This window comes from Bacteroides sp. HPS0048 (genome assembly GCF_964240755.1).
GTDB lineage: Bacteria > Bacteroidota > Bacteroidia > Bacteroidales > Bacteroidaceae > Bacteroides > Bacteroides nordii.
Genome location: NZ_CAXSVC010000007.1, coordinates 79,865 through 93,984, shown reverse-complemented (window position 1 = coordinate 93,984; position 14,120 = coordinate 79,865). Strand labels below are relative to the sequence as shown.

5 protein-coding genes are annotated in these 14,120 nt (G+C 37.6%); 2 read left to right on the top strand and 3 right to left on the bottom strand.

Going from position 1 to position 14,120, the window contains the following annotated elements; translation table 11 throughout:
* Window positions 1-4: 4 nt before the first annotated feature.
* The 3 genes from ACESQI_RS07920 to ACESQI_RS07910 form a co-directional block, all read right to left on the bottom strand.
* The gene (locus tag ACESQI_RS07920) at window positions 5-502 is read right to left on the bottom strand and encodes a hypothetical protein (protein ID WP_002562479.1); all 498 of its coding nucleotides are present in this window, start codon (window positions 500-502) and stop codon (window positions 5-7) included.
* 101 nt (window positions 503-603) lie between these two features.
* Window positions 604-2,637: an FG-GAP-like repeat-containing protein gene (locus ACESQI_RS07915; protein ID WP_373125698.1), complete on the bottom strand. Its 2,034-nt coding sequence runs from the start codon at window positions 2,635-2,637 to the stop codon at window positions 604-606.
* Between the two features lie 920 nt (window positions 2,638-3,557).
* A complete protein-coding gene (locus ACESQI_RS07910; protein ID WP_195660246.1) occupies window positions 3,558-7,607 on the bottom strand; it encodes a hybrid sensor histidine kinase/response regulator transcription factor in 4,050 nt (1,349 codons plus the stop codon).
* A gap of 589 nt (window positions 7,608-8,196) precedes the next feature.
* Between ACESQI_RS07910 and ACESQI_RS07905 the strand changes: the two genes are divergently transcribed.
* Together ACESQI_RS07905 and ACESQI_RS07900 are read left to right on the top strand one after the other, a co-directional pair.
* Complete coding sequence (locus ACESQI_RS07905; RefSeq protein ID WP_234130287.1) at window positions 8,197-10,746, top strand: fasciclin domain-containing protein; 2,550 nt, start codon at window positions 8,197-8,199, stop codon at window positions 10,744-10,746.
* A 24-nt stretch (window positions 10,747-10,770) separates the two neighbouring features.
* On the top strand, window positions 10,771-14,085 hold the full coding sequence (locus ACESQI_RS07900) for a TonB-dependent receptor (protein WP_195349989.1): 3,315 nt from the start codon (window positions 10,771-10,773) through the stop codon (window positions 14,083-14,085).
* Window positions 14,086-14,120 lie beyond the last annotated feature (35 nt).

Here is a 14,120-nt window from a genome sequence, read left to right as displayed (position 1 = left end):
TTGTTTATACTAATTGAAAATTGACTATTGATAGCTCTTCCTTCTGAAAGGAATATTTGGCACATAAGGAGGTGAAGGTAGCATCTCCCAATAATAGTGTGCCACAAGGAAAAGGGCGTGGATAGGGCTTTTGGTAGTTCTCTGCTGTCAGTTTCAGATATTCCGAGAATTCGTTACTGTGATAAATAAAGGGTAAGCCGGTGAGAGTTGTTTGGGCCTTGGTGAAAATTTCGTCGAAAGTACCTATCTTCTCTTTGTTGTTTTCGGCAATGCGTATGTCCCAGACGTTATTATGACCGAAGTGCAGACAAATGGCATCGGGACGGGTTGTTACTACTACTCCCAAGGCACCGTTTCCTAACAAAGCTCCTTCAAAGAAACCGGGAACGGGTTTGTCTGCAATAATAGGATGCTTAGCAGCTATTTTCTGTGAGTCGATGGCATGTGTAGAGATGCTTATTAAAGATAAAATGCCGACTATCAGATAGTGTGTCTTTCTCATAATAATAGGTTTTAGAAACTGAAAAAAGGAACTGTCCCCAATATAGCTGAAATGAAACAGTTCCTTTTCTTATAATAATATCCTGAAAAATCTATTTTACCTTATTTACCTACTTTATAGGTGCGTCCTCCGGTTGTGATCAGATAGATACCGTTTGAAGAAACTGGAATCACCTTGTTTGCTTTATCTTTTGCTACTACTCTTCCAAGCATATCGGTTACTTCAACATCGAGGTTACTGTCTGCTCTTACGATAAAGCCTTCTTTAACTGTTTCGATGCGAACGTTGTTGGCTACTTCGCTCTGAGCAATACCGGTATCTTTACCAAGTAATTGAGTTGTGAAAGTACTTGCACCTTGTGCCTGATCGATGGCCTGTACACCAACGGTGTAGCTATAACCTTCGGAAGCATCTACTTTCACAGAATATGATTTCAATACACTGCGTACACCTGTCTGATAGTCAGTAATCACTTTCAAACGTCCTGTTTCCGGATTGGCTGGGATAATCATTGAAATCTTTCCGGTATTGTTGTTTTTTACATAAACATTGTAGAACAACGCCTCTGCAGGAGTTACATCATCGGTAGCGTCGTCCCAAGTTACAGTCAACATACCCTTTTCGATTTTGGCGACAACATTGGTAGGAGCAGTAGGAGCTTGGTTCACCATTTCAGATGTGTTTTTGAATAGAGCAACTTCATTTGAAACATTACCATCCACTCCGAATGCATCTAATTTACCGTCATTAGAGAAATCGGCAATAACAAGTCCACCCTGACGTTCGCCGGCGTTAAATACTTCTTTTACGCCTCCGAAGTCATATGTATTATTGTCACGTTGGTAGATGATGCCACTGAAATATCCTAAACTATTTGAATATCCCATAAGTGCGGCATCAAGTTTTCCGTCATGATTCATATCTGCAAAAGTACCAGTGGGTACTGCTCTTACCTGTACGAAACCTGAAGTTTCCATATCTACCGGAGTAAAGACAAAGTCACCCTCATTCATGTAGATTGTTCCTCCACCGGGAGTTGGTGCACCATCACCCAATATGATAAGATCCATTAGGCCGTCTCCATTCAAGTCTTCTACAAAAAGAGTGATATCATAACCTCCCTGAAAAGTATCATTATCAAACGGGGTCACATCCAAAAATGCAGTACCTTCTTCTATATTCTGATAGATTCGGATTTCTTTGCCGGACTCTCTAACGCTACCATCTTCATTGTCAGCATATCCGGTACAAAAGATATCCAGCCAACCGTCGTTGTCAATGTCTACAAAAGCAACGTCACCATGACTTATTGGTTTAAAATTACCATCCAAACCCTCTTCTCCGAAGGTTTCTGCTATTTTTTGTATAGTGAAAGTTCCGTCACCACCATTGTTCTTGTAAAGTTCAACGAAGCGTCTTTTAAGGCGTTCCGGATCGTAGTTCGGATTTTCCGGGTCGTTACTCTGATCTTTGTTTTCACATCCCATGAGCAAAACGTCAACAAAGCCGTCTTTGTCATAATCGCCTATAGAGATACCAGTAAGATAATCTTCATTATGTGCTTGGTTGAGTCCGTGATTTTCTACTAACTTAAATTTGTAGCCGTTTTCCGGTCCCTGATTTTCAAGAAGCATTAAATATTCGGATTCATTGGTTAGGAAGTTATGTTCTCCTTTTCCTCTTATAATGAGGTCCAGATTTCCGTCATTGTTGAAATCAAGGAAACGGAAAAATGATTTTGTACTTACCGGCAGATTGATAAGGTCTTCAACCGGAGCTCCCGGAGTATCAGGATTATCTTCTGTACCTACTTCGTGTTTACATTTGGTTGAAATCATAAAGGTACCATCTCCATTATTCTTTATTACAATAGCAGCAGAATACCAACCTCCAATATCAAATTTGGCACCTTCTACATAATCTATTCCAAAAGCTTGTCCACCCATGATGATATCCATAAAATCATCATTGTTAAAGTCGCCTACGGCAGGAACAGTACGGTGGGTAAAAGGTAACGTAGGATTATCTCCCTTACTGGACATTATTTTATCGAATGTTACTTGTGCTGATGCTCCGCAGGTCATTAATAGTGATAGAGCGATCGCACTTTTCTTTAAAGAGAAAATGTTCTTCATAATCTTTACTTTTAAATTGGTTAATAGTTTTAATAACTGAATGCACAAATGTAGCGCAATGGTTTATTAAGGCTGTTGTTAAATGTATCGATAACTATAATAAATGTAGAAATTTTCGGCATTTGAGTGGTTTGTAGTCCATTTTCTACATTTGTGCTATTAGGTGAGAGTTTTGTTGTATTCTGTCTTGTGCTTGAAATGCGAAGTTCTTATGTAGAATAGGAATAAAATGATTTTAGAGTAATGTTTCAATGGGTATGGAATATGAAATTAGCTAATATAGATATCTCTGTACGATCTATAGAGTCTGTATGTAGGGCGGCACGCTTTGGTAGTATACAGAGTACACTTTAGTTTCATGTCGTTTATATTGGTGATTTTCTTTGCAGTGCTGAATCATACCGTTAACAATAGCTATATGATAGGAGTTACATTCAGCATAATCTCATAATTGTAGCTATTTCAGAAAGTGAGATGACTCAAAAGGAGAGGTGAAGTAGAAATTGGTGTGTTGAAAATATTATACAGATTTATGTTTGCGTAATGTTTTGTAAATCAATGTGTTATGGTGTCTGCTTTTTCCTCTACGAGAAACGGGTCGATTCTCTACGACAATCGAGGCGTTTCTCGTAGAGGATCGAGGCGATCTCCGTAGAGAAATGAAATGAAAGTCTATAAGATTGACAACAGGTATAAAAGATAATTAAACTGGTTTAAGTTTGTTGTAGAGAAAAAAGAAAATAGGAATAAAGACATAAAGCAGCTTGTTCTATTATTAAAAATAAGCCTGATGTAGATATCCGTTAAATACAATTTACTTTGTTTTTAAAGGTTAATATAAAACGATAAATGAGCCACAACAGATAAGTTATATCCACTGTGGCTCATTCACTGTTTTATAACAAACTATACTTTTCTATTTAGCCTTTTCCTACTTTGTTACTTTTTGCAAACTCTTTGGGGGTCATACCAAATTGCTGAAAGAACATCTTACCGAAATAAGACGGAGAGTTAATTCCTACCATAAAGCAAACTTCTGCTATTTGATATTCACCTTCCTGTATCAGTTCTGCCGCCTTTTTCAGTCTGATTAGTTTGATAAACTCAATAGGGGAGAGTGAGGTTATCTGTTTTACTTTTCGATGAAGTCCTGAACGGCTCATATACAGGTTGTCAGCAAGATATTTCACATTTAGTTCCGGGTTAGCAAGATCATGATTTATTATCTCGATGATCTTGTTTAGGAATTTCTCATCGTTTTTACTCACTTTCATCTTCTGTACCGGGAAGAACGGTTTGTTCAGGAATGCCTTTTTCTCTTTTTCCCGGTTTTTAAGCAACATATTAATATGCTTATACAGATAGTTGAAAGCTGTAGGCTTTTCGATATATGCATCTGCACCTATCTCAAGACTTTTCATTTTACTATCCATATCCGTTTTGGCAGTAAGCAGAACAAAAGGTATCTGAGCAAGGTCTTCGTTTGATTTTACGTTCTGACACAGTTCCAGACCATCCATTTCGGGCATCATCAAATCACTCAGAATGATGTTAATGTATTTCTCGTTTAAGACTTTCAGTGCTTCAACTCCATTTGTTGCAATGTAGACATTGAAATATTTTTCCAAGCGTTCTGATAAATAGCTTCGAACCTCCGGTTCATCTTCAACTATCAGTATGCTGTTTTCTTTTATTTTCGGTTCATCTTCTCCCAATTCTTCGTATTCTTCAGTGTCGGAAATAACAGTTGGAGGAGTATTCTGTTCGATGAAAGTTGTAGATTCACTATCCTCTTCCTGTTCCTTTTCCTCTGTATGTTGTTCGTCTGCATTGATGCTGATTGGAATAGATAAAATAAACGTGGTCAGGGAGGCGGTAGTATCAAGTATTAATTCGGCATTATTGAGTTTTGCCAGATTACTGGCGAGAGACAATCCTATTCCACTTCCGGGAATATTGGATACCTTCGTTGTACGGTAAAATGGTTCAAATATCTTTTTACTCAGATTGTCCGGGATAGGAGCACCGTCATTGATAACGCGTATGTGAGCGATATTATCATCTGTAGCATACAAGTCTACTTGAATTGTTTTATTTGAATATTTTAATGCGTTGTTTATCAGATTACTGATTATCTTAATGACTGATTCCTGATCTATATTGGCTATCAATACATCGTCAGTAATGTGAAGTGTAAGTTGTTTCTCTTTTTGCTCAAACGTGAGTTGGAATCGATTTATGGTTTTGGTTACCAGATTGTTGAGATTGGTATTTGTGGGATTAAGTATAAATTTACGTTCATCTATTTTACGGAAATCGAGTAGCTGGTTGATCAGATCAAGCAGACGTTTTACATTCTGTTCCATAATGCGCATGTTCTTTCTGATGGCTGGCGGATCTATTTCATTCTCTTCCAAAATAGCCTCGAGTGGGCCGTTGATTAGAATAAGAGGAGTTCGTATTTCATGTGCGATATCAGTAAAGAATTCTATTTTAGCATTATATATATCTTTTTCGCGTTGGTTGTCTGCTAAAATCTGTTTCTGTGCATACCGTTTCTTTTGTGTGCGGTCATACAGATAAATAAAGGTAATAACCCCTATTAGAAAGAGGAGGATATAACAATAGGTGGCTATTGTGCTTTGCCACCAGGGGGCTTTAATAAATATTTTAATAGATGTTTCATTATCCCCCCATTCACCCAGACTATTGGTCGCTCTGACACGGAAAGAGTAATTGCCTGGGCTAAGATTGGTATAGGATACACTACGGTTATCATTTGTGATAGTCCAGTCTTTGTCAAAGTTCTCCAGTTTATAAGAATATTTATAATTACTTGATGAGGAATAACTGAGCGAAGCAAATTCAAAACCAATACTGTTCTGGTCGTGATTCAGATGGACCTCATTTGTGTAAATAATACTGTTGGTAAGTGGAGATCCTTTCTCGTTTACTTTTAATTCTTCGTTAAATATCAGTAACTTGGTAATATAAAGTGGAGCTGTGACATGAGGACGTTTAATGTTGTTTGGATCTACGGCCATTAGCCCGTTGATGGATCCGAAATATAACTTTCCAGACCGGGTTCTGATCCCTGACTTATAATTGAATTGATTGTTATTGATGCCATCTTTTTCGGTAAATACCTGGATTGCTTCCGTCTCGGTATTAAAACGTACCATGCCATGATTGGTACCAAACCATAGTAGCCCTTCATTATCTTCTATTATTTTGTAGGCAACGTCATCGGGTAATCCTTCGTTTTTGGAGTAAGACTTGAAACTATTTGTCTCTTTCATATATTTGCATATGCCTCCACGGTCTGTTGAAAACCAAAGATTTCCTTTTCTATCCTCAGTAACGCTACTCACAGAGTTAGAACTTATGGTATTAGGATCTTCCTGCCTGTAAATATAATGCTCAACTATTTTATCTGTTGCTCTTAACTTAAACACTCCATTTCCCATCGTACAAACCCATATATTGCCTTTTGAATCTTCGTATATGTCAAAAATGAAGTTGTATCCGAATTCATTGTGACGCTCAAATTTCAGGTTGTTTTTATCACTGGAGTAAACTCCCCATCCATTTCCTAACCAGATTGTTCCTTTTCTGTCCTGATATAATGCCCAAATACTTGATTCGTCAATACCCAATTGTTCGGGGCTGAGATGTTTTCGGGTTTTAGTTTTCAGGTTATAGATATCTATTCCGTTTTTGAATAGACCCACCCATATCTCGTCTTGATTTTCTATAATGGCCTGAGGAATAAACTGAGTACCTCCTGTTGGAGTAATTCTTTCAAAAGATTGCTTTTTAGGATCAAAGACTGATATGCCATTGTCTTCGGTACATACCCATATCTTTCCATTCTGGTCTTCTTTCAGATCACGTATGATTCTTCCATCGATAGAGTTTTTTTGTTGGCTGGGGAGATATCTATCTATAGTCAGTGTTTGAGAAGGAATGTAATTTACTCCTCCGAATACAGTACCAATCCATATTCCATTCTCATTATCCTGATACATAGCGTAAATTTTGTTGTCGGTCAGACTATTACCTATCATCGGATCACTGCGGATTAATTCAGTTTTGCCAGCATCTTCATCTATTATATAGATACCCTGTTCAGTACCGACCCATAATTCATTATTGAACACCTTGACATCTCTGATTATTTTGTGATGGACATCGGCGGCATTAACTACAAAAAATGTGTTATTGTTGTAATCGTATTTTTTTAATTCTCCCTCGTGTACGCCCAATATAATATAATCTCCGTATTCGCAGGTACTGTATATCATGTCATTTTTGATGGATATACCATTCCTGTCTACGATATGTTGCTCGAATTTATCGGTTTTAGTATTGTAATGATACAAGCCGTCTTTATTGGTTCCTATCCATATTTCACCGGATTTCAGAATCGTAATACATTGTGGGTGTTTAGAAGCCTGATTACTTGCAATAATAAAAGGATAGTGTGACAGGCTATTGGTATCAATGTCAAATCTGAACACCCCCTGGTTAGGTATTATTATCCATATCCTTTGTTCTTTATCTTCCGCTATCTGGGCTACCCAATCGGATATACCTACTCCGGTCTCTGTAGTGATGTTGAAGTGGCTGAATTTTTCCGAAAGAGGATTATAGATGTATATGCCACGGTCCGTACCTACCCATATATTTTTGTTCTTATCTTCAAATAGGGCAGAGATGTTATTGTTGCCGATCCCTCTTTTTTCATCGTAACAATTGTATATTCTCACTTTCTTTCCATCAAAACGGTTTAGTCCGTTTTTAGTTCCGAACCACATAAAACCTTTGCCATCCTGAATGATTGTTTTAACATTGTTCTGAGATAGGTTTTGAGCCGAAGTTACATAGTAATTTTTGGCCAGTGTCTGACAATATACGTTCAGAAAGAGAATGTTACAGATGAATAGTAATGGAATACGTATTTTATTCATTATATATGATTTAAGTTAACTTAATGCGTTAAGTTATGTTATATATTGACTATTAGTGTATTAGTTGAACGTATGCTGACACGAAGCCTCAGGTATTAGTGCTTTTGAAGATAGTGATTGGTAAACTTCCCTTGTAGAGGCTAATCCTAAAGGATGTTGCAAATATCGTGATTTATTTGACAGGTTGTATCTGTTTTCCGGCGAAAATTATGAATTTGCTTTGTTGGTAGTTATTTGCTTTTGTAAACCCAACAATGAAATGTATAAATGAATATTACAAATGTATACAATTTAGGTGTAAATGTCCATTTTACCTCTAAAAAGGTGGGTGAGTGTACATTTATTATAGTATATGGTGGCTTTTTGTCCTATTGGAGTTTTATTTCTTCCTACTTTTGTTCTGTGAAATTAATCTAATAATAATTTGTTTATATGAAAAATGCAACTTAGTAAGCCAACTTCTGTAAAGTCCATTTATGGATTCAGTATTTCGATATCCTTAGTTTATAATTGATAAACGTTTAATACTATAAAAGAAATGCATAACAAATTTAATCGAAAGCGATTTATAGTTTTATCGCTTTTTTGTGTGAGCTTATGTTATTTATGCCTCGTGTCGTGCAAAGACGACTATTATTATGATGAGAAAGAACCCGATTTCTTAAGAGGCAATATCTACGATTATTTAAATGAAAGTGGCGAATTCACTTATTTTATTCGTCTGATTAATGACCTTAATTATAAGGATGTATTACAAAAGACCGGAAGTAAAACTCTTTTCCCGGCAAAGGATGAAGCATTCAAGCGCTTTTTTGAAACAAACACGCAGGGCATTAGAAGTTACGAGATGCTTTCGATGCCGATGAAAAGAATGATCATGAACTCGAGCATGATCAATATGGCATATCTATCGGGTATGCTTTCCAACCTGACCGTGTCAGGTGAAGGTCCCGCGACAGGGCAGACTTTCCGAAAACTCAATGCAAGTACCTATCTTGACAGTATCGCATTTATTAAAGATCAGGGATTATTTGAGAACTCTTATTGGAATCGTTTCTCAGAGAAAGGAGGGATTTATCTGGTGGATGACGAAAGTTCGTCACCCTTAGTTTATTTTACACCAGAGCACATGATGGTACAGGGAGTGACCAAGGAAGATTTCTCTATATTGAATAATGGTAGAAACTATGAAGATGGAGATGTCTATGTAAATGGGGTAAAAATAATAGAGAAGGACATTATTTGTAAGAACGGGTATATACATGTTATGGAAGATGTGATACTTCCGGCAAAAAACATGTCGCAGTTGATTCGGGATAACGGTGAAACGAATCTGTTCAATCAATTACTAAACAAATTTAGTGCACCTTATTATGAAGAAAATGTTAATAAAGCGGTGCATAATTTTTATGACGGTTTTAGCAATGCCGTTCTTCCGAATGCAGATTCTATTTTTGTGAAACGTTATTTTACAGTAGAAAACCGACTGGATCCAGCAGAAAAGTGGATGGAAAGTTATGGTTTGTTGTACTATGATCCAAGTAATAATGTGTATAGTAGCGAAATGGATATGGGCGCTATGTTTGTACCCACGGACAAGGCTATGAATGAGTATATCAATAGTGATAAAGGGCGTTATTTGAAAGAGGCTTATGGAAGTTGGGAGGATATACCGACTCCGATTCTTGCCCTGTTTCTGAAGAATCATCAAAAGAAGTCATTTATGAGTTCGTTGCCTCACGCATGGCCGAAGTTAACCGATGAATCGAGCTTTAAAATGGATATCTCTATTGATAATGTGAAAAAAACTTATCTGGGTTGTAACGGGGTAATTTACATATCCGATAAGGTGTTTCCGCCGATTGATTATCAATGTGTATACGGACCTACTTTGACAAGTGACCACACGCAGATCATGAATTGGGCGATACAGGATGGAACTATGCGTTTCTTCTTATACCTGCGTTCCATCGAAAATATGTATAATCTGATTGTACCTACCGACGAGGCTTTACAAAACTACCGTGATCCGGTTGCTTGGGCAAAGGGAGTAAGCTATCGTGAAATATGGTCATTTAGATATGTACCTGCTGATAACATGGTGTTTGCCGATGTGTATAAAGCAGATGCAGCTGGAAATAAAACGGGAGCTATTTTGCGGACAGTGAAGAATCAAAATAGTATCATCAATCGTTTGAATGATATTCTTGATATGCACATCGTAGTGGGTAATAAGGATCAGAATGTAATGTCGGGTTATATTGATGACGGAAAGACGAATTATGCACTTACCAAAGGTGGTACTATGCTGAAGATCAGTGGAGAAGGGAAAAACTTACAGATACAGGGTGGTGGAGATATAGAAGTGAATGTAAAGCCTGCTTCGATTGTTATCAATGAAGTGACCGGAATGCCCAGCCGTTATGATTCTGATAACGGACGTACTTATTTTGTGGACCGTGTTTTACAAGATCCTGTTAAATCTGTATATAACGTATTGGGTGAGCACAATGAGTATAAAGCATTTTTTGACCTCTTGCAAGGGGATGACCGTGTATTTAATTATTTTAAGTCTGATAAAGACATTGTTCCGATTTTCGATATGAAGAAGACCTCCGGAAGTATAGGTTTGGGATATGTAGTGAATTCGTTCAATAATTTCCGTTATACTGTTTTTGTCCCAACCAAAGAAGCGTTGGAGAAAGCATTCAGAGAAGATCCTAACTTATTTGACTGGGATGAAATCTATGCTGAAGAAGATCATGACGAAAAGAAGAAAAAAACAATCTACCTATTGAATTTTCTCAAATATCACTTAATGGATAATCTGGCTTTTGTAGATGATAAGGCTCCTATGGTAAATATGAACTTTGAAACGGCTGCACGTAATCCGAGTGGTAAATTTCATAAGTTGACATTGAATACCCAAGGTGGTAGTTTAGAGATTAAGTGCCAGGCTACCACTTCAGACGGACAACCGTTGAAGGCTAAAGTGATAACAACTACTGAAGGAGTATACAATCTGATGGCTCGTGATTATATTGTCAATATTCCCAGTCTGTCTGGTGAGGAAACTTCAATCCTTGCTTCTTCACGTTCTGTTATTCATTTAATTGATACGGCATTAAGGTTTGAATAGTCAAAAAAACAATACTACTAAATTATGAATATTGATAATATAAAAAGCATATTGCTGGTTGTCTTTTCTTGCTTGTCAATGACTGTGGCATCACAATCTCAACAGCTGGTGATAACAGGAAATGTCTCTTCCGACCTGGAAGGGGAGATTATTGGTGCACACGTAACGGAGGTAGATGCCAACGGACGTATTGTAAATGCTACGATAACGGACTTTAGCGGAAACTTTTCACTTTCTATAAAGAGTGTGAACAACAAACTTAAGGTCAGTTTTGTGGGATACGATCCTGTCGAAGTTTCTATTAAGGATAAGCGCAGGTTTAATATAAAGATGAAGGAAAACGCAGTGCTTGATGAAGTTGTGGTAACAGCGAAAGCAATGCATTCGGACGGAACATTGGCAATACCTAAACGAGAGGTATCGGGTGCGATGCAACATATTAGCATGCGTGATCTTGAAGATATGTCAGTAGCTTCTATTGATGACGCATTGCAGGGGCGTATTGCGGGATTTGATATATTGGGAAACTCCGGTGACTTGGGCTCCGGTTCATCCATGCGTATTCGTGGTACTACTTCAATCAACTCAAAATCCGAACCATTAATCGTATTAAATGATATACCTTTCGAAAATAATGTGGATGACTCTTTTGACTATACATCGGCAGATCAGGAGCAATTTGCGAATTTGTTGAATATCAATCCGGATGACATCGAAGAGATTACTGTTTTGAAAGACGGTGCTTCTGCTGCTATCTGGGGGTCAAAGGGAGCTAATGGTGTAATTCTGATTAAAACGAAAAAAGGTGTTAAAGGTCCTACCCGGGTTCAGTATTCTTATCGTTTTTCCGGAGCCCAACAACCCCGGGGATTAAAAATGCTTAATGGAGACGACTATACAATGTTAATGAAACAGGCCTATTTTAATCCTTTTCAGGACGAGTATGCAGCAAATATTCCTGAATTCAATTACGATCCTACATTTGCCGAATATCAAAACTTTAATAATAATACGGATTGGGTGAAAGCTATTACTCAATATGGATTTACGCATGACCATTATGCAACCGTTTCCGGTGGTGGAGACAAAGCCACTTTCCGTGCATCTCTTGGATATTATTCCCAATCGGGAACTGTGATTAAGCAAAATTTGGAACGTTTCACGAATAGAATGTATCTGGAATATCAGGTTTCGGATCGTATTAAGTTTATTTCAGACTTTTCAATGACATACACTGATAATCATAAGAATTATGCTAATGATGTGGGTGATGGAGACAATAAGGAGAATTTGCTTAGTATGGCTTATCGTAAAATGCCTAACGTATCCATTTTCCAGCAAGATGCGAATGGAAATAATACAGATATCTATTATAATATACCACAATCGTCCTCTTTGGATAATTCTCAGAAGGATTTGATGAATCCGGTGGCGTTGGCAAATCTGGCATTCAACAATCAAAAGAATCTTTATATTGTACCTACTCTGCGTTTGCAGTATGACATTATCAATCCGGAAAAAGCTCAATTGCGTTATAACGGATATGTATCTTTCAATATTGAGAATACGAAAGAGTCAAAGTTCCTCCCCAAGGAAGTAACGTCCAAATCATGGAATGATGAGACCGTGAACCGTGCTTATATGAAGGAGTCTGAAGGATTGTCTATTCAGAGTGAGCAGAAAATAACATGGATTCCTCGTTGGGGAGATAATCACTCTTTGTTGGTATCGGCTGTGTGGCAGATGAATTCCGGAAACTCACAGTATCAGGAATTTGAGAAATACGGATTACCTTCTAACTCTATAACAGATGCAACTTCCGTAGGTTTTGACAAAGCTTTTAATAGTGGAGCCGGACAATGGCGTTCGTTAGCAATTATGGGTAGAGCACACTATACGTTTATGAACCGTTATACAATCGATGCAACATTCCGTCGGGATGGTAGCACAAAGTTTGGTTCTAATAATCGCTGGGGAGATTTTCCCGCCGTATCGTTGAAATGGAACATGGCCGACGAATTATTTATGAAACCTCTGAGAGCTGTTATTGACGAGTTAGGTATTCGTGGTGGTTGGGGTATTACCGGTAATCAGCCGGATAGAGAGTACCTGCACTTCAGTCGTTATAATAGTAGCTGGGGAGGTGGGAATAACAACTATATAAATATACCTACTGTGAAGCCGTCATCTATTGAATTGTCGGACCTTAAATGGGAAAAGGTAACCTCTTATAATCTGGGAATTGACTTGCACCTGTTTAATTCTAAGTTGGTATTCGATGGAAACATTTATAAGCGTAAGACGGAAGACCTGTTATTTAAGGATTTGGGTATACCAAGTTCTTCCGGATTCGGTTCACTGTCTTATGTCAATATCGGTGTGATGGACAACACGGGTTGGGAGTTGAGTATCTATACCAATAATCTGATTAAAACCAGAGATTGGAAGGTGGATTTTAATGTTAACTTCTCTAATAACAAAAATAAAATTGTAGAATTGTCACCGGCTGTGCTGAATGCATACAATAAAGATTTCAACTACGATAATGGTTCTTATTTGACACGTTTACAAGAAGGAAACTCGTTTGGTTCCATCTATGGATTCCGCTATAAAGGAGTTTATCAGTATGACAAGTATGAAGAGGGACGTGGCGGAACTGCTCCTGTGGTGAAAGATGTCAATGGAAATGTGGTAAAAGATGCGAATGGAAAACCACTTCCTATGTATTTTGACTATTTCAACTTAGGTAATAAGAGATACCAGTTCCGTGGCGGCGATGCTATTTATGAAGATATAAATCATGATGGAACCATTGATGAATTGGATATTGTTTATTTAGGAAACTCTAATCCGAAGTTAACCGGAGGTTTCGGTACGAATATCACCTTTAAGAATTTCTCTATCAGCGCGTTTTTCAATTTCCGTTACGGAAATAAAATCGTGAACTATGCGCGTATGGATGCGGAAAATATGCATTCTAATAATAACCAGTCCATTGCTGTAAACTGGCGCTGGCGTAAAGATGGTGATGTGACAGAAATGCCTCGTGCATTGTATAACTACGGTTATAACTACTTGGGAAGTGACCGTTTTGTAGAGGATGGTTCTTTCCTTCGATTTAAAACGTTGACCTTTAAGTATAATTTCAGTCCGAAATCATTAAGGCGCGTATTCCTCAACCAATTGTCTTTCTATCTGACTTTGAACAATTTGGTGACATTTACTAAATATACGGGTGTAGATCCGGAGGTAGGTATTGAGAGCTTTGGTCTTTGTGCGGACAGGAGCAAAACACCTCGTTCTCAATATTTTACTTTTGGCGTTACTGTCGGATTTTAATAACAGGAGTTCAATTTAATGATTTGACCAAATTA

Excerpts from the sequence above, each read along its gene's own strand:
- ACESQI_RS07920 (WP_002562479.1), bottom strand. The coding sequence starts at position 502 with ATGAGAAAGACACACTATCTGATAGTCGGCATTTTATCTTTAATAAGC.
- ACESQI_RS07915 (WP_373125698.1), bottom strand. The coding sequence starts at position 2,637 with ATGAAGAACATTTTCTCTTTAAAGAAAAGTGCGATCGCTCTATCACTA.
- ACESQI_RS07910 (WP_195660246.1), bottom strand. The coding sequence starts at position 7,607 with ATGAATAAAATACGTATTCCATTACTATTCATCTGTAACATTCTCTTT.
- ACESQI_RS07900 (WP_195349989.1), top strand. The coding sequence starts at position 10,771 with ATGAATATTGATAATATAAAAAGCATATTGCTGGTTGTCTTTTCTTGC.